This window comes from Blastococcus sp. SYSU D00669 (assembly GCF_054050715.1).
Window position 1 is genome coordinate 12,816 of the sequence record NZ_JBJGZV010000034.1, and the last position, 15,800, is coordinate 28,615.

At 75.5% G+C, this 15,800-nt stretch carries 12 protein-coding genes; 5 read left to right on the forward strand and 7 right to left on the reverse strand.

What is annotated here, in order from left to right:
• Positions 1-46 precede the first annotated feature (46 nt).
• Positions 47-3,031 carry a helix-turn-helix transcriptional regulator gene (locus ACI8AF_RS20595; protein ID WP_456541617.1) on the forward strand — a complete coding sequence of 995 codons (2,985 nt, stop codon included), beginning with the start codon at positions 47-49 and terminating at the stop codon, positions 3,029-3,031.
• 140 nt (positions 3,032-3,171) lie between these two features.
• On the opposite strand, the gene ACI8AF_RS20600 is transcribed toward ACI8AF_RS20595, so the two are convergent.
• A complete protein-coding gene (locus ACI8AF_RS20600) occupies positions 3,172-4,968 on the reverse strand; it encodes a DEAD/DEAH box helicase (protein ID WP_456541618.1) in 1,797 nt (598 codons plus the stop codon).
• A 350-nt stretch (positions 4,969-5,318) separates the two neighbouring features.
• Here ACI8AF_RS20600 and ACI8AF_RS20605 point away from each other — a divergent pair, with 350 nt between their 5' ends.
• Entirely contained in the window at positions 5,319-6,515 is a 1,197-nt protein-coding gene (locus tag ACI8AF_RS20605) for an aminotransferase-like domain-containing protein (RefSeq protein ID WP_456541619.1), read from the forward strand.
• A gap of 40 nt (positions 6,516-6,555) precedes the next feature.
• Here the strand turns inward: ACI8AF_RS20605 and ACI8AF_RS20610 are convergent, their stop codons facing one another.
• The 4 genes from ACI8AF_RS20610 to ACI8AF_RS20625 form a co-directional block, all read right to left on the reverse strand.
• Complete coding sequence (locus ACI8AF_RS20610) at positions 6,556-8,229, reverse strand: DNA repair helicase XPB (RefSeq protein ID WP_456541620.1); 1,674 nt, start codon at positions 8,227-8,229, stop codon at positions 6,556-6,558.
• 104 nt (positions 8,230-8,333) lie between these two features.
• Positions 8,334-8,717 carry a nuclear transport factor 2 family protein gene (locus tag ACI8AF_RS20615; RefSeq protein ID WP_456541621.1) on the reverse strand — a complete coding sequence of 128 codons (384 nt, stop codon included), beginning with the start codon at positions 8,715-8,717 and terminating at the stop codon, positions 8,334-8,336.
• Positions 8,718-9,001: 284 nt separating this feature from the next.
• Entirely contained in the window at positions 9,002-9,559 is a 558-nt protein-coding gene (locus ACI8AF_RS20620) for a dihydrofolate reductase family protein (RefSeq protein WP_456541622.1), read from the reverse strand.
• Between the two features lie 103 nt (positions 9,560-9,662).
• Positions 9,663-11,921 carry a helicase-associated domain-containing protein gene (locus tag ACI8AF_RS20625; protein ID WP_456541623.1) on the reverse strand — a complete coding sequence of 753 codons (2,259 nt, stop codon included), beginning with the start codon at positions 11,919-11,921 and terminating at the stop codon, positions 9,663-9,665.
• Between the two features lie 171 nt (positions 11,922-12,092).
• On the opposite strand from ACI8AF_RS20625, the gene ACI8AF_RS20630 reads away from it, so the two are divergent.
• On the forward strand, positions 12,093-12,305 hold the full coding sequence (locus ACI8AF_RS20630) for a hypothetical protein (RefSeq protein ID WP_456541624.1): 213 nt from the start codon (positions 12,093-12,095) through the stop codon (positions 12,303-12,305).
• A gap of 10 nt (positions 12,306-12,315) precedes the next feature.
• Entirely contained in the window at positions 12,316-13,971 is a 1,656-nt protein-coding gene (locus tag ACI8AF_RS20635) for an AMP-binding protein (protein WP_456541625.1), read from the forward strand.
• Positions 13,972-14,022: 51 nt separating this feature from the next.
• Here the strand turns inward: ACI8AF_RS20635 and ACI8AF_RS20640 are convergent, their stop codons facing one another.
• On the reverse strand, positions 14,023-14,337 hold the full coding sequence (locus ACI8AF_RS20640; protein WP_456541626.1) for a hypothetical protein: 315 nt from the start codon (positions 14,335-14,337) through the stop codon (positions 14,023-14,025).
• A gap of 45 nt (positions 14,338-14,382) precedes the next feature.
• Positions 14,383-15,150: an endonuclease/exonuclease/phosphatase family protein gene (locus tag ACI8AF_RS20645; protein WP_456541627.1), complete on the reverse strand. Its 768-nt coding sequence runs from the start codon at positions 15,148-15,150 to the stop codon at positions 14,383-14,385.
• A 74-nt stretch (positions 15,151-15,224) separates the two neighbouring features.
• Between ACI8AF_RS20645 and ACI8AF_RS20650 the strand changes: the two genes are divergently transcribed.
• Positions 15,225-15,791, forward strand: a complete 567-nt coding sequence (locus tag ACI8AF_RS20650) for a hypothetical protein (protein ID WP_456541628.1) — start codon at positions 15,225-15,227, stop codon at positions 15,789-15,791.
• The last annotated feature ends 9 nt before the right edge of the window (positions 15,792-15,800 follow it).

Below are 15,800 nucleotides of genomic sequence, written 5' to 3' on the forward strand. Positions count from 1 at the left end.
GGCCGCCGGGTCCGTCCTGTCGGGGTCTCGTGCCACGATCGTCGGCGTGCCGCGCTGGGACGACGGACCGCTGGTGGGCCGGGCCGAGGAGCTCGCCCACCTGCTCGCGCACGTCGACCGCGCCGTCGACGGGCGCGGCTCCGCGCTGCTCGTCGCCGGCGACGCCGGGGTCGGCAAGACCCGCCTGCTCGACGAGCTGGCCGCCGGCGCCGCCGAGCGCGGGGTCCGGGTGCTCGTGGGGCACTGCGTCGACCTCGGCGACGTCGGCCTGCCCTACCTGCCCTTCGTCGACCTGCTGCGGCCGGTCGCCGCCGAGCGCGGCGCCGCCGCCGCGGCCCGCCACCCGGCGCTGGCCGGGCTGCTGGCCGGCCGGTTCGACAGCGCCGCCGAGGCCCCGGTCAGCGACCCCACCGACCTCGGGTCGATGGCGCACCGGGCGCTGCGGCCGCCGCCGGACGACGGCCGGCTGCAGCTGTTCGAGTCGGTCGCCGCCCTGCTCGCCGAGCTGGCCGCCGCCGAGCCGCTGCTCGTCGTCCTGGAGGACGTGCACTGGGCCGACCGCTCCAGCCGCGACCTGCTGCGCTACCTGCTGGCCCGCCTGGCCGACGAGCCGGTCCTCGTCGTGGCCTCCTACCGCTCCGACGACCTGCACCGCCGGCACCCCCTGCGGCCGCTGCTCGCCGAGCTGGTCCGCCTGCCCGGCGTCGAGCGGATCGAGCTGGAGCCGCTGCCCGCCCCGGCGGTGGCCGAGCTGGTCCGCGGGCTGGCCGCGTCGGCCGGCGGCGTGCCGGAGCAGACGCTCGACGACGTCGTCGCCCGGGCCGAGGGCAACGCCTTCTACGCCGAGGAGCTGCTGGCCGCCGGGCTGCAGGGCGAGACGCTGCCGCTGGGGCTCACCGACGTGCTGCTCACCCGCGTGGAGGCGCTCACGCCCGCCGCCCAGCAGGTGCTGCGGGTCGCCGCCGTCGCCGGCCGGCGGGTGCGCCACGAGCTGGTCGCCGCGGTGAGCGGGCTGGCCGACGCCGAGCTCGACCAGGCCCTCGCCGAGGCCGTGCACCGCCACCTGCTGGTCGTCTCCGACGACGGGCGCTACCGCTTCCGCCACGCCCTGCTGCGCGAGGCGGTCCTCGCCGACCTGCTGCCCGGCGAGCGGGTCCGGCTGCACGCGGCGGTGGCCGCCTACCTCGCGGCCGACCCCGCCGCGGGCACCGCCGCCGAGCGCGCTCACCACGCGCGTGAGAGCAACGACCTGCCGGGCGCGTTCTCCGCCTCGCTCGACGCCGCCGAGCAGGCCCGCCGCCTCGGCGCCCCGGCCGAGCAGCTGCAGCACCTCGAGGCGGCGCTGGCGCTGTGGTCCGCCGTCCCCGACGCCGCCGAGCGGTGCGGCCGCGCGCACGCCGAGCTGCTGTTCGACGCCGCGTCGGCCGCGCGGGCCGGCGGCGAGCTGGTGCGGGCCGTCGGGCTGCTGCGCTCGGCGCTGGACGTCCTCGGCCCCGACGGCGAGCCGGCCGCCCGGGCGCGGGTGCACTACACGCTGGCGCAGGTGCTGGCCCGCATCGAGGACCAGAACGCCGCCCTGCGCGAGAGCGCCGCGGCGATGGCGCTGGTGCCGGCCGAGCCGCGGTCGGCGGTGCGCACGTGGGCGGCGGCCACGCACGCCCGGGTCGCCTTCGGCATCGGCCGGATCGACGAGGGCCAGGCGGCGGCGGAGGAGGCGTTGGCGGCCGCGGCCGAGCTCGGGATCGACAGCGCGTGGTCCGACACCGCGGTGACCCTCGCCCGGGCGCACGGCGACGGCGACCGCGCGGCGGTGCGCACCCGGCTGGAGGAGGCGCTGGGCCGCGCCCGCCGGTCGGGCGACGCCGACGTGGAGATGCGGGTGTACTTCAACCTCGCGATCGTCGCGTGGGAGGTCGGCGACGTCGAGGAGACCCTGGCGTGGACCGGCCGCGGCATCCGGCGGGCGGCCGAGCTGGGCGTCGAGTGGGCGTTCTACGCCGCGGAGCTGCGGCACCTGGAGGTGCACGCCCGGTACGTCACCGGCGACTGGGACGGCAGCCTGCGGCTGGCCGACGAGCTGGCGCGGGTGCCCGAGATGGTGGCCCATGTGCGGGCCGCCGCGCTGCTGGTCGAGGTCGGCCGCGGGCTGCCGGCGGCGCGCGACCGGCTGGCGTGGGCGCGCGGCCTGACCGCCCGCCTCGACGCGCACGTGCTGCTCCTGCTGTCCACCGCGAACGCCGAGATCGACCTCGCGGCGTGGGCCGGCGACCCGGAGACGGCGGTGACGCGCGCCGAGCACGCCGCCCGGCGGCTGGCGGAGCTGTGGGAGGTCGACCGGCTCGCCGTGCTGCGGATGGTCGCCGGCGCGCTGGCGCCGGTCGGCGACGCCGCCGCGGCCGCTCGCCTGGTCGGCGACGGGACCACCGAGAAGCGCTGGGTGGCCGCGGGGGAGGGGCTGCTGCGGCTGGCCCGCGACGCCGTGGCCGACTACCGGGAGGCCTTCGGCGAGCACGGCGTCGAGGCGGCGGCCTGGCTGGCGCGGGTCGAGGCCGAGGGGGCGCGCCTCGAGGGGCGGGCCGCGCCGGAGCTGTGGCGGGCCGCCGTCGACGCGTTCGGCTACGGCAACGTCTACGAGCAGGCGCGCTCGCGCTGGCGGCTGGCCGAGGCGCTGCTGGGGGTCGACGACCGCGAGGCGGCGGGCGCCGAGCTCGAGGCGGCGCACGAGGTCGCGGTGCGGCTCGACGCGGCACCGCTGCGGGCGGCGGTCGAGGCGCTGGCCCGCCGGGCCCGGCTGGAGCTCGCCGGCGCCGGACGGGTCGTCGACCCGTCCGCGGTGTTCACGCCGCGGGAGCTGGAGGTGCTCGGGCTGCTGGCGCAGGGCCGGACCAACCGGCAGATCGGCCAGGCCCTGTTCATCAGCGAGAAGACGGCGAGCGTGCACGTCAGCAACATCCTGGCCAAGCTCGACGCCGGCAGCCGCACCGAGGCCGTCGCCCTCGCCGCCCAGCGCGGACTGCTGCCGACGAGCTGATCGCAGCGGTGAGGCGCCCTGCGAGGCGACCCGACGAGCGGGGCCCAGGGCCCGGAGGGTCCCCAGAGGAGGGGCGGAGGGGGCTCAGCGCAGCAGGGGGACGGCACGTGGCCGCGGTGCCGCCCGGTAGGACGGCGATGTCAGAGCATCGTGCGGAGGCGTTCCCGGCGGGCGCGGAGGACGTCGACCGAGGCCGACGCCGACGGCGGGCCGGGGACGTGCTTGCGCAGCTCGGTGTGCACGACGGCGTGCGGCTTCGACGTCTTCGCCGACACGCGGCTGACGAGCCGGTTGATCTCCCGGCGCAGCTCGGCGGCGTCGCGCCACGACCGGCCGGCGTCGTCCTCGTCGGGGTGGTCCTCGACGAGCATGAAGTGGTCGTCGTCGTCGGCGATCCGCCGGGCGGCCTCGACCCGCTCGCGCAGCGCGTCGTCCCGCTTGGCCAGCAGCGACGCCATCTGCTCGGGCGAGAGCAGCCCGGGGATGCCGAGGAACTCCTCCTCGTCGTCGCCCAGCGGCACCGCGGCCGGGCGGCCGTCGCCGGTGTGCGCCGTCCCGCTGTGCAGCACGTGCGCGAACCGGGCGTCGGCCTCCAGCGCCTCCCACTCCTTGGCGCCGCCCTCCTTGGGCTCGCGCGGCGGCAGGTCCAGCGCCTCCAGCTCCTCCTCGGGCTGCTGGCGCGGCGGCGGCATGACGTGGTTGCGCTGCTCCTCCATGGAGGCGGCCAGCGTCAGCAGCGGGCGGACGGCGGGGAGGAACACCGTCGCCGTCTCGTGCGCCGCCCGCGAGCGGACCACGCGGCCGACGGCCTGGGCGAAGAACAGCGGCGTGCGGTAGGAGGTCATCCAGGCGAGGACGGCGGCCCGCGGCACGTCGACGCCCTCGGAGATCATCCGCACGCAGACGGCGATCCGGGCCGAGCCGGTGGCGAAGCGCTCGATCTTCTTCGACGCCTTGGGGTCGTCGGAGAGGATCACCTCCGGCGCCTTGCCGGTGACCCGCCGGACGATCTTGGCGTAGGCGCGGGCGTCGTCCTGGTCGCTGGCCAGGATCAGCCCCGCGGCGTCGGGCATCCCGCCGTGCTCGCGCAGGTGCGTGATCCGGTCGTCCATCGCCGCGATGACGTGCGGCACCCACTGGCCCTTGGGGTCCAGGGCGGTGCGCCAGGCGGCCATCTCCACCGAGCGGGTACCGGCCTCCGACAGCGAGGCGGCGACCACCTCGCCGGCGGAGTTCCGCCAGCGCGAGGTGCCGGTGTAGGCGGCGAAGACGACGGGGCGGACGACGTCGTCGGCCAGCGCCTCCTTGTAGCCGTAGGTGTAGTCGGCGCGGCTGACCAGGCCGACGCCGTTCTCGCCGTCGTCGCCCTCGAACGTGTCCTCCTCGTAGCGCACGAAGGGGATGCGCTCGTCGGGCTTGGTGCGGAACGGCGTACCGGTCAGGCAGAGGCGGCGCGCGGACCGGCCGAAGGCCTCCTCGACCGCCTCGCCCCAGGAGAGGCCGTCGCCGGCGTGGTGGACCTCGTCGAGGACCACCAGCGTCTTGACGGCCGTGGCCCGGGCGGCGTGCAGCATCGGCTTGCCGGCCACCTGCGCGTACGTGGTCACGTAGCCCTGGGTGCCGGCGCGCACCGGGCCGACGGCGTTGGTCAGGTTGGGGTCGAGGACGATGCCCATGCGGTCGGCGGCCTCGGCCCACTGCAGCCGCAGGTGGTCGGTCGGGCAGACCACGACCACCCGGGCCACCTCGCGCCGGGACAGCAGCCGCGCGGCCAGCGTCAGCGCGAAGGTGGTCTTGCCGGCGCCGGGGGTCGCGGTGACGAGGAAGTCCTTGGGCGACTGCTCCTCGTACTGGTCCAGGGCGGCCTGCTGCCAGGCCCGGAGCGGACGGCTGGTGGTCTGCGGGCCGTAGGCCTCCGCTCGCGCTGCACTCCCCATGTCGGGAGCCATTCTGCGGGGCCGGGAGGAGACACGCCCAACCGGTCGTCGCTTGCGTGCCTGCCTCGCCGCGACGTATAGCGGCGCGGCGGCGCGCCTCTGACCTGCACGTCCTGCGCAGCACCCGCCCGCGGTGTGGGCATTCCCACGCGTGGGCCGGACCGGCCCGTCACGCCCCGGCGGTCCCGTCGTCCCCACCCGTCCCGGTGGACCGCTCGGCCGCGGCGGGCACCGGTCGTAGGCTGCCGGGTGGCTCCTCGACCAGGCAGCCTCCCCGGCGCCGGGCGCCGCGGCACACCCCGCCGCCACCGCCGCGCCGTCCCCCGCCGGACCGCCGCCTGGAGCCCGCCGTGACGTCCCTCGCCGACCCCGTCCGCCCCGCCCTCGCCCGCCGCCTCAGCGGCGTCGCCAGCTCGCCCGTCCGCGACCTGCTGGCGCTGCTCGAGCGGCCCGAGGTCATCTCCTTCGCCGGCGGCCTGCCGGCGCCCGAGCTGTTCGACCTCGACGGCCTGCGCGCCGCGTTCGACCGGGTGCTCACCTCACCGGCCGCGCGCCGGGCGCTGCAGTACGCCCCGACCGAGGGCGACCCGGCGCTGCGCGAGCTCGTCGCGGCGCGGATGACCGCTCGGGGCCTGCCCACGTCGGCGCGGGACCTGCTGGTCACCACCGGCTCGCAGCAGGCGCTCACCCTGGTGACGACGGCGCTGCTCGACCCGGGCGCCGTCGTCGCCGTCGAGGAGCCGACCTACCTGGCCGCGCTGCAGTGCTTCGGCCTGGCCGGGGCGCGCGTCGTCCCGGTGGCGTCGGACGCCGACGGGCTGGTGCCGGAGGCGCTGGAGGACGTCGTCGTCCGGGAGCGGCCGGCGCTGCTCTACCTCGTGCCGACGTTCGCCAACCCGTCCGGGCGCACGCTGCCGGCCGAGCGGCGGGCGGCCGTCGCGGCGCTCGCCGAGCGGCACGGGTTCCGGGTGGTCGAGGACGACCCGTACGGCGAGCTGCGCTACCGCGGCGCCCCGGTGCCGGCGCTGGCGAGCTTCCCCGGCGCCGAGGGGCGGGTGCTGCACCTCGGCAGCTTCAGCAAGGTCGCCGCGCCCGGCCTGCGGCTGGGCTGGCTGCGCGCGCCGGCGGAGCTGCTGCCGGCGCTGACGGTCGCCAAGCAGGCCGCCGACCTGCACACCTCGACCATCGACCAGGCGGCCGCCGCGGCGTGGCTGGCGTCGACCGACCTCGACGCGCACGTGCGGCGGCTGTGCGCGGCCTACCGCGAGCGGCGCGACGCGATGGTGGCCGCGCTGCCGTCCGCGCTGCCCCCGGGCAGCACCTGGAGCGACCCCGACGGCGGCATGTTCACCTGGGTGCGGCTGCCCGGCGGCGTCGACACCGCCGCGCTGCTGCACGAGGCGCTGGCGCACGACGTCGCGTTCGTGCCCGGCGCCCCCTTCTACGCGGGCGCCCCGGACCCCGCGACGCTGCGGCTGTCGTTCACCACGAACACCCCCGAGGTGGTCACCGAGGGGATGGCACGGCTGGGCCGGGCGCTGCGCTGAGCGCCACGGGGCGAGGACCGCGCCGTGGCACTCCGCACGGTCACTCCGCCCAGTCGGGACCGTTCACCTCGCCGAGACCGGCCAGGTCGGCGGCGTCGACGATCGTGTACGCGTAGCCCTGCTCGGCGAGGAACCGCTGCCGGTGCGCGGCGTACTCGCTGTCGAGGGTGTCGCGGCTGACCACGGTGTAGAAGTGCGCCTGCCGGCCGTCGGCCTTGGGCCGCAGCACCCGGCCGAGCCGCTGCGCCTCCTCCTGCCGCGAGCCGAAGGTGCCGGACACCTGGACCGCCACCGCCGCCTCGGGCAGGTCGATCGAGAAGTTCGCGACCTTGGAGACCACGAGGGTCTTGACCTCGCCGTTGCGGAACTGGTCGAACAGCTTCTCCCGCTCGCGGTTGGTGGTCGACCCCTGGATCACCGGGGCGTCGAGCGCCGTGCCGAGCTCCTCGAGCTGGTCGAGGTAGGCGCCGATGACGAGCTTCTGCTCCTCGGGGTGCCGCTCGAGGATCCGGCGGATCACCGGCATCTTGGACGACGCCGTGGCCGCGATCCGGTAGCGCTCCTCGGGCTCGGCGACGGCGTAGGTCATCCGCTCGTCGTCGTCCAGGCTGACCCGCACCTCGATGCACTCGGCCGGGGCGATGTAGCCCTGCGACTCGATGTCCTTCCAGGGCGCGTCGTAGCGCTTGGGCCCGATGAGCGAGAAGACGTCGTCCTCCCGGCCGTCCTCGCGCACCAGGGTCGCGGTCAGGCCCAGCCGGCGGCGCGACTGCAGGTCGGCGGTGAGCCGGAAGATCGGGGCGGGCAGCAGGTGCACCTCGTCGTAGACGATCAGGCCCCAGTCCTGCGCGTCGAACAGGTCCAGGTGCCGGTACTCGCCCTTCCGGCGGGTGGTCATCACCTGGTAGGTGGCGATGGTGACCGGGCGGATCTCCTTGCGCTCGCCCGAGTACTCGCCGATCTCCTCCTCGGTCAGCGAGGTGCGGGCGATCAGCTCGCGCTTCCACTGCCGCCCGGCGACCGTGTTGGTCACCAGGATCAGCGTGGTCGCCTTGGCCTCGGCCATCGCCGCGGCGCCGACCAGCGTCTTGCCGGCCCCGCAGGGGAGGACGACGACGCCGGACCCGCCGGACCAGAAGCCCTCGACGGCCTCCCGCTGGTAGTCGCGCAGGTGCCAGCCGTCCTCGGCGAGCTCGATGGGGTGGGCCTGGCCGTCGACGTAGCCGGCGAGGTCCTCGGCCGGCCAGCCGACCTTGAGCAGCGCCTGCTTGAGCCGCCCGCGCTCGGAGGGGTGGACGACGACGGTGTCGTCGTCGATGCGCTGCCCGATCATCGGCGCCACCCGCTTGGAGCGGACGACCTCCTCGAGCACCGCGCGGTCGGTGGTGGTCAGCACCAGCCCGTGCACCGGGTTGTTCTGCAGCGTCAGCCGGCCGAACCGGTCCATCGTGTCGGCGACGTCGACCAGCAGCGCGTGCGGCACCGGGTAGCGCGAGTAGCGCACCAGCGCGTCGACCACCTGCTCGGCGTCGTGGCCCGCGGCGCGCGCGTTCCACAGCGCCAGCGGCGTCACCCGGTAGGTGTGCACGTGCTCGGGGGAGCGCTCCAGCTCGGCGAACGGCGCGATGGCCGCCCGGCACTCGCGGGCCAGCGGGTGGTCGACCTCGAGCAGCAGCGTCTTGTCGGACTGGACGATGAGCGGACCGTCGGTCACGCGGGAACCTCTCTGGAGGACACGGGAGGGCGCCGGGGGAACCGGACTCCCCAAGGTAACGCCGGACGGGGACGACCCCTTCCGCCCCCGAGGACGGGACGGGGCTACCGCAGGAGGGCCGCCATGCGCTCGCGCAGGGCGGTCGCGGCGGAGTACGGCCGCACCATGACCGTGAGCTCGGTGAGGACCCCGTCGGCGGCCCGCAGGAGGTCGACGCCCTCCAGGTCCCGGTCGCCGACCCGGGCGGCGAACCGCAGGACGTGCCCGTCGTCCCCGCCGTAGGAGGCGGTGTACCGGAAGTCCTCGAAGACGGTGGTGACCGCCCGCAGGACCGCGCGCAGCGGCTCCCGCCCGACGTAGGGCCGGTGCACCACCGGCGAGTGGAAGACGACGTCCTCGGCGAACAGCGCCACGGCCGCGTCGACGTCGTCGGCCTCCACGGCCGCCCGGAAGGCGGCGAAGGGATCGGTTCCGCGGTCCGTCGTCACCGGTCGATCGTGCCAGCCGGGGCCTCGAGGTGCGGACTGCCCGGTCCTGGGCCATCCTCGGGCGCTTCAGGACCCACCGGGGGATGAGTCATGACGGTGCTCGACGGATCCACCCACACGGCGGTGCCCTGCCGGCAGCCGGGATGCGGGCACGGGTTCCCCGAGCACGGACCGGGCGGTGGGCGCTGCGCCTCCCCGTGCCCGTGCCCGGGGTTCCGGTGGGTGCCGGTGCGGGGGCCGGCGGTCGGCTACCACCGGCCCCCGCAGTGGCCGGACGCGCTCGATCAGCCGGCGGCCGGGCCGTAGGTCAGGTGCGCCACCCCGTTGCTCAGCCGCTCGGTGTCGAGGAGCGACAGCGGGGTCTTCGGGCTGCCGTCGGGGAACAGGCGGATGCCCGTGCCGACCGCCACCGGGTAGACGTACAGGTGGAGCTCGTCGACCAGCCCGTCGGCGATCAGCGCCCGCACCAGGGTGGCGCTGCCGCTGACGTACAGGGCGCCGTCCACCTCTCCCTTGAGCGCGCGGATGCGATCGGCGTCGTAGCCGCCCACCACGGTCGAGTTCGACCACACCGCCTCGGCGTCGGAGAGGGTCGAGGAGACGACGTACTTGGTGGTGTCGTTGAAGAACGGGGCGCCCGGGTCGTCCTCGACGGTCCGGGTGGACCACGCCGGCGCGAACATCTCGAAGGTGGTGCGGCCGAGGAGGATGCCCGACGCCGAGCCGGTCAGCGCACCGATGGAGGCGGACAGGTCGTCGGGGAACCCGTAGTCGATCGTCCACATCGGGGCGTCGACCACGCCGTCGACGGTGGTGAACTCGTGGACCTTGATGGCGCCCAAGGCGTGCTCCTCAGCTCGTCGTCCCGGCGCCGCCTCCGGCGCCGGGGGTGCATCTGTCGTGGGGGAGACGATGCCGGACGCCGCTTCTCATCGGTGGGGCACCCTAGGGCGCGTCGTCCCCGTCGTCGTCGACCAGGGCGACCGACGTGATCCGGTGGACGGCGAAGGTGCGCGCCTCGCCGCGGCGCTCGTCGAAGCCCTGGAGGAAGCCGCCGGCCAGCGAGACCGGGCGCACGACCCGCTGGCTGCCCGAGCCCTGGGCGTCGACGTAGCCGAGCCACACCGGCACCCCCTCGCGCACGGCGCGGGAGAGCAGCTCCAGTGTCCCGGCCGTGGTCACGCCCGGCACCTGGCGCACTGCCTCGGTCCGGCGGGCCGACAGCGCCGCGTCGCCGGCGCGGATCTCCCGCACCACCGTCGCCAGCTCGGGCGGCGTCAGCGGACGGCCGGCGACGGCCGCCTCCGACCCGCTGCGCCGACCGGCCGCGCGTGGCCGGCCCGGCGGCCGGGTGAGCACCGCGCCGCCGGGTGACTCCCCGGCCGGGGCGTACCCGGCGTCGCGCAGGACGGCGAGCACCTCCTCGGCCGGCAGCGGGCTGATCAGCACCCCGGGCGCCAGCCGCCGCAGCTCCGCGTTCGCGGTCCGGCGGTCGTTGAGCACCTGGGAGAGCAGCCCGGTGTCGTCGGAGCGGACGTAGCACTCGATCGCGCCCACCCGGAGCTTGCCGTGCTGCCGCGCGACGTCGTCGACGAGGTAGTCCAGCGCCTGGGGGACCGGGGTCCGCGACGCGCGGGCGAAGAAGCCGTGCAGGTCGGTGGCCGACCACCCGGCGTCCAGGGCCCGGCGGACGCTGGCCTCCGACACCCGGAACACCGTCGCGCCGCCCGAGGACTCGACGTCGGCGACGACCGACAGCGTGTCGGCGAGGTCGGCGACCAGCGGCCCGGGGGCGACCAGCGAGAGGTCGGGCTGGGCCAGCACGTGGTCGACCGGGTCGGGCAGCAGGCCGCGCATGCCGTCGGCGGCGCCGTCCTCCCCGTCGGCGAGCAGGCCGCGGCCGGCGGTGGAGAGCACCCCGCCGACGACGACGCCGAGCCGCGCGGCCTCGGCGAGCATGTCCGGGACCGGCGCCAGCCGGTCGGCCCGGCGCGGCGTGCGCCAGCGCAGCAGCTGCACGAGCTCGTCGGGCGCCAGCCCGGCGCCCGGCGGGTACTCCGCGAGCACCGCCAGGGCCGGCCGGCGGATCGCCGGCGCCGTGTGCCGCACGAGGTCGGGGGAGAGGGCGTTGACCGCCTTGCCGGCGACGTCGCGCTGCCCTGCCAGCGACGGCAGCCGGATGCTGGTCAGCCAGCCGGCGGCCAGCGCCGCCCAGCGGGCCGGCAGGTCCAGGTCGCGCCAGAGGTCGTACGCGCGGGTGGGCAGCCACTCGTCGCGGTGCGGACCACCGACGTCGAGCAGCCCGGCCGCGTGCGCCAGCTCCAGCAGCCACCCCGCGTCGGGCTCGCCCGCCTTGAGCACCCGGGCCAGCCGCTTCTGGTCGCGCACGCCGATGCCGCCGCTGCGCAGCAGCCCGGCCGGCTCCTCCTCCAGGGCGGTCAGCAGCTCGCCGATCCGGCCGATCGTCTCCAGCGCCGCCCCCGCGGCCTGCCGGTCGACGACGGCGACGTCGCGGGTCGTGGCCGCGGGCTCGGGCCGCAGCCGCGGCGGCCCGTACGGCAGCGCCCCGCGCAGGGCCAGGCCGATCTCCCGCGGCAGCTCGACGTTGAGCGCGTCGATCCGCGCCAGCAGGCCCTTCTGCAGCAGCCGCCGGGCCGGGGTGACCTGGCCGTCGCCCGGGGTGTCGGGCAGGTGGCCCACGGGGCGGTCGCCGGCCAGCCGCTCGAGCACGGCCAGCTCATCGGCCGGCAGCCCGGCCAGCACCTCCGGCAGGTCCGCGGGCAGCGTCAGCCGGATGTCGGCCGCCGGCCGGCCCAGGCCCGCCGGGTGCCGGACCGCCCGGCGCACCGGCTCCGGTGCGCGCAGGACGTCGTCCCCCCACAGCAGGGCGCGGTCGGTGAGCGCGCGGACGCCGGACTCGAGCACGCCGTCGGGGACCTCGGGCAGCCGGGCGGGCAGCTCGCCGGCGGGCACGCCGTCGGTCGGGGCCAGCAGGACGACGTCGAGCACCTGCAGGGTGGCGGCGTCCAGCTCGTCGAGCGCGCGGTCGACCGACACCGGGACGGCGAGGCGGCTGGCCAGGGCCACGACGTCGCTGGGCGCGGGACGGGCGACGTCGGGCCGGGCCGCGAGCAGGGCCGCGAGCTGGTCGTCGCTGCGGGTGCGCAGCCACGCGGCGAGCGTGGCGGGGCCTTCCGTGGACATCCGCTCCACGCTACGTCGCCGTCGCAAGGCGGGATCCGGCGCTCGGGAGCGGGCAGCGTTACACGGATGTTGCAGGGGACTACCGGTCCCTCCTGCGGTTGTGGTGCGCTGCGCGGGAAGATGTGCCCGAGCGCGCACCGCCCGAGGGGCGCCGGACACATGGAGGAGAACGTGGCGAGGAAGGCCCGCAACCCCGAGCTGGTGGAGCCCACCTGGGAGCACACCGCCGACGGTGGTCCGCCGGTCAGCGAGTTCACGGCCGAGTCGGCCGGCCCGCTGTCCCCCTTCGGCGAGGACCACAGCTTCCCGCTGCCGCCGAGCGCCCTCCGCTACGCGCACCCGACCGACAAGCCCAACCGCGCCGGACTGATGGCAGGGGAATAGGGGAGAAGCCATGACCGCACCCGCGTTGCCGTCCTACTCGAGCGGGACCTCCACGGTCCCCCTGCTCGGGGACACCATCGGGGCCAACCTCGACCGGACGGCAGCGCGGGTGGGCGACCACGAAGCGCTGGTGGAGTGCGCCACCGGCCGGCGCTGGACCTATCCCGAGCTGGTCGCCGAGGTCGACGCGTGCGCCCTCGGCCTGGACGCGCTCGGCGTGGGCAAGGGCGACCGGGTCGGCATCTGGGCGCCCAACTGCGCCGAGTGGGTGTTCGTCCAGTACGGCACCGCCAAGCTCGGGGCGATCCTGGTCAACATCAACCCGGCCTACCGCACGCACGAGCTGGCCTACGTGCTCGAGCAGGCCGGCATCTCGGTGCTGGTCAGCGCGCCGTCGTTCAAGACCAGCGACTACCGCGCGATGGTGGCCGAGGTCCGCGGCGACACCCCCGACCTGCGCGAGGTCGTCTTCCTCGGCGACCCGGAGTGGGAGCGGCTCATGGCGACCGGCCGCGCCGCCGACCGGTCGCTGCTGGCCCGCCGCGAGGAGCAGCTGTCGGCCGACGACCCGATCAACATCCAGTACACGTCGGGGACGACGGGCTTCCCCAAGGGCGCCACGCTCACCCACCACAACCTGCTCAACAACGGCTTCTTCGTGGGCGAGGGCTGCGGCTACACCGAGGCCGACCGGGTGTGCATCCCGGTGCCCTACTACCACTGCTTCGGCATGGGCATGGGCAACCTGGGCGCCACCAGCCACGGCGCCACGATGGTCATCCCCGCGCCCGGCTTCGACCCCGCGCTCACCCTGCAGGCCGTCCAGGACGAGCGGTGCACCTCGCTGTACGGCGTCCCCACCATGTTCATCGCCGAGCTCGGGCTGCCGAACTTCGCCGACTACGACCTCTCCAGCCTGCGGACCGGGATCATGGCCGGCTCGCCGTGCCCGGTCGAGGTGATGAAGCGGGTGGTCGACGAGATGGGCATGGCCGAGGTGACCATCTGCTACGGGATGACCGAGACCTCGCCGGTCTCGACGCAGACCGGCGCCGACGACGACCTCGACCGGCGCACCTCCACCGTCGGGCGGGTGCACCCGCACCTCGAGGTGAAGGTCGTCGACCCCGAGACCGGGCTGACCGTGCCGCGCGGGACGCCGGGGGAGTTCTGCACCCGCGGCTACTCGGTGATGCTCGGCTACTGGAACGAGCCGGAGAAGACGGCCGAGGTCGTCGACGCCGCCCGCTGGATGCACACCGGTGACCTGGCGACCATGGACGCCGAGGGCTACCTCAACATCGTCGGCCGGATCAAGGACATGGTCATCCGCGGCGGGGAGAACGTGTACCCGCGGGAGATCGAGGAGTTCCTCTACACCCACCCCGACGTCGTCGACGCCCAGGTGATCGGCGTCCCCGACGAGCGCTACGGCGAGGAGCTGATGGCCTGGGTGCGGCTGCGCCCGGGGGCCGAGCCGCTCACCGCCGAGGGCCTGCGCGAGTTCTGCAGCGGCAAGCTGGCCCACTACAAGATCCCGCGCTACGTCAAGATCGTCGAGGAGTTCCCGATGACGGTCACCGGCAAGATCCGCAAGGTCGAGATGCGGCAGGTGTCGGTCGAGGAGCTCGGCCTGCAGTCGGCGGCAGCGGTCAGGAACGCCTGAACCGGTGCTCCATCGCGATCGAGCACCCGTGCCCGATCGCGATGGAGCACGTCAGGACGACGACTTGGCGGGCTTCTGCGCGGGGGCCAGCCGGACGATCAGCTTCGAGACCAGGTTGCCCAGGACCACGTAGATCAGCGCGGCCAGCGCGTCGTTGATCGCCTCGCCGAACTTCGGGTCGGTCGTGGTGAACAGGTCCTCGGTGAACCAGCCGAAGTTGTCCCGCCAGTCCGTCGTGAACTGCACCAGCGTGTTGGCCGGGTTCGCCCCGAACAGCACGAACACGGCGTGCACGAGGATCACCGCCCCGATGACACCGCCGATGAGGCGGACCGCGGCGGCTGCCAGGCTGAACCATCGGGCCATGCCGTCATGATCCACCCCGCGGCCGGGCGGCGCGACCGGTGCCTGTTACCCGGCGTCGACATCCACGACCAGCGCACGGTGGTCCGACAGGGGCAGCCGCAGCGCGGTGGCGGGGCCGTTCCCCCGCCCCGGTCCGCGCACCAGGACGTGGTCGAGCTGGCGGCGCGGACCGTCCGCCGGGAAGGTGTCCGCCGTCGCGATCGGGCGCATCCCGCTGACCGCCGCGGCCTGCCGCTGCTCCATGTTGAGGTCGCCGATCACGACCAGCGGCTCGCGGGTGCCCTCCAGCGACCGCACCAGCCGGCGCAGCTGCAGCGCGTTCCAGCCCGGCATGAACGACAGGTGGGTGTTGGCCACCGTGAGCTGCCCCCGCGGCCCCTCCAGGACGGCGGCGACCGCCACCCGGGGCTCGTCGCTGACCATGATCGGGCGGCGCCGTCCCTTGAACCACATGGGCACGCGGGCGCGCAGCGCCGGCAGCCGCACCACCCGCCACGACACCACCGGCAGCCGGGACAGCAGGGCGATGCCGTAGCTCGCCGACCCCGGCTGCTCGTCGCCGGTCGCGGCGGTCCAGATGCCGCCGGGCGTGCCCGACAGGGCGGCCACGAACTGCGAGTCGACGGCGCCCATCGCCTCGGCCGCGACCGCGGTGAGGTCGGCGTTCAGCGAGCGGGGCTGGTCGCGGTCGACCTCCTGGAGGCCGAGCACGTCGGCGTCGAGGGTCTTGACCGCGTCGGCGAGGCGGTCGCAGTCGACCTGCCCGTCCTCCAAGGAGCGCCCGTGCAGGATGTTGAAGGTCGCGATGCGCACGACTCGGCAGTTCCCCGGATCGGCGTCGGGGAACACGGTGCGTGCAGTGGGGGAGAGCGGGTAGCAGGTCTGCTGTGGAGCCATCGGAGCGGGACGAGATCCGCGACCTTCTCAAGCGAACGGCCGTCGCGCTCAAGCAGGAGGGCGTCCCCTTCGCGCTGTGCGGCGGGTACGCCGCCTGGGTGCGCGGCGCCCCGGAGCCCGACCACGACGCCGACTTCCTCGTGCCCGAGGTCGACTCCGAGCGCGCGGCCAAGGCGCTGGCCGACGCCGGTCTGAACGTCGTCCCGCCGGCGGAGGACTGGCTCACCAAGGTGGTCGGCGAGCACGCCTTCGTCGACGTCCTCTGGCGCACGTGCGGCCACCCGGTCGAGACAGACCTCATCGACCGGGCCGAGGAGCTGTCCGTGCTGTCGGTGCACATGCCGGTGCTCGCGGCCACCGACATCCTCACCACCAAGCTGATGGCGCTCGACGAGCACTACTGCGACTTCGGCCGGATCATCCCGGTCGCCCGCGCCATGCGCGAGCAGGTCGACTGGGACGCCGTCCGCCGCGGGGTCACCGAGAACGACTTCGCCGTCGTCTTCCTCGTCCTGCTGGAGCGGCTGGGGATCATCGAGCCCGGCGACGCGGAGTAGCGTTCGCGC